This window comes from Rhodococcus sp. NPDC054953, from assembly GCF_053609225.1.
In genome coordinates, this window is sequence record NZ_JBSGXD010000062.1 from 1 (window position 1) to 1334 (window position 1334).

Here is a 1334-nt window from a genome sequence, read left to right on the forward strand (position 1 = left end):
TGAACCGACCCGGGTTTGATGCCGCTCCCTTCCTTGAGAAGGATGCAGATCATGCCCAAGCGTTACCCCACCGAACAGCGTGAGCGAGCCGTGAAGATGGTCCTCGACCACCTCGACGAGTACCGGTCCGTCCACGCGGCCTGCCAAACCATCGGACCGAAGCTCGGTATCGGCTCCGAGTCCCTGCGGACGTGGGTCAAGCAGGCCCAGGTCGACGCGAACCAGGCACCCGGCGTCACCACCGCCGAGCAGCAGCGGATCAAGGAACTCGAACGCGAGAACCGAGACCTGAAGGAAGCCAACGAGATCCTGAAAGCAGCATCAATTTTCTTCGCGCGGGAACTCGACCCGCGCCGCCGCTGATCTGCCAGTTCATCGACCGGATGCGTGCAGCAGGACACAGGGTCGAGTCGATCTGCACCGTGCTCACCGAGCGCGGCGTCCAGGTCGCCCCCCGCACGTACCGGAACTGGAAAACCGCACCACCGTCGGACCGCACCCTCGCCGACGCGCACGTCACGGACGCACTGCTCGCCACCGTCGGTACCGCCGAGGGCCTCTACGGACGCCGCAAGATGCTCGTGCACCTTCGCAATCACGGCCACGAGGTCGGCAAGCACACGGTGGATCGACTGATGCGCGACGAGGGCCTGTCCGGCGTCGTTCGGGGCCGCCGGCATCGGACCACGATCCCCGGTGGACGGAACGCCGAGCGGGCACCTGACCTGCTCGATCGTGACTTCACCGCCGAGGCGCCGAACCGGAAATGGGTCACCGACTTCACCTACTGTCGAACGTGGGCCGGGTTCGTGTACGTGGCGTTCGTGATCGACTGCTTCTCGCGGGCGATCGTCGGCTGGCACGCGGCGACGGTCAAGGACACCGCGATGGTCACCACCGCATTGAAGATGGCGTTGTGGCGGCGTGACCACGGCGGGCACCCGGTCGCCGACGGACTCATTCATCACAGCGATGCCGGCAGCCAGTACACGTCGATAGCGTTCTCGGAAACCCTTGTGCTGGAAGGGATCGCCGCCTCGATCGGCAGCATCGGGGACGCGTACGACAACGCGTTGGCCGAGTCCACGATCGGGTTGTTCAAGACCGAGGCGATCGCCAAGGGCAACCCATTCCACGACGGGCCGTTCAAGGCCGTCGAGGACGTCGAGTTCGCCACGATGGAATGGGTCGACTGGTTCAACACCAGCCGCCTGCACAGCCGTCTCGGGTACGTCAGCCCCGACACGTTCGAGGCGGCCTACTACGCTCAACCATCGACTCCCCAACCGGAGATGTCGCCAGCATAGGAGCGGCCAGATTCCCGGGTCGGTTCA

The 1334-nt window shown here is 65.2% G+C and carries 1 protein-coding gene; it reads left to right on the forward strand.

Annotated elements, in window-relative coordinates:
* Positions 1-51: 51 nt before the first annotated feature.
* Positions 52-1307, forward strand: a protein-coding gene (locus ACWF62_RS20460; protein WP_452631240.1) for an IS3 family transposase whose coding sequence is annotated in 2 segments (ribosomal slippage) — positions 52-325 and positions 325-1307 — 1257 coding nt in all. Because the reading frame shifts where the segments join, the coding sequence is not laid out codon by codon here.
* Positions 1308-1334: the final 27 nt, after the last annotated feature.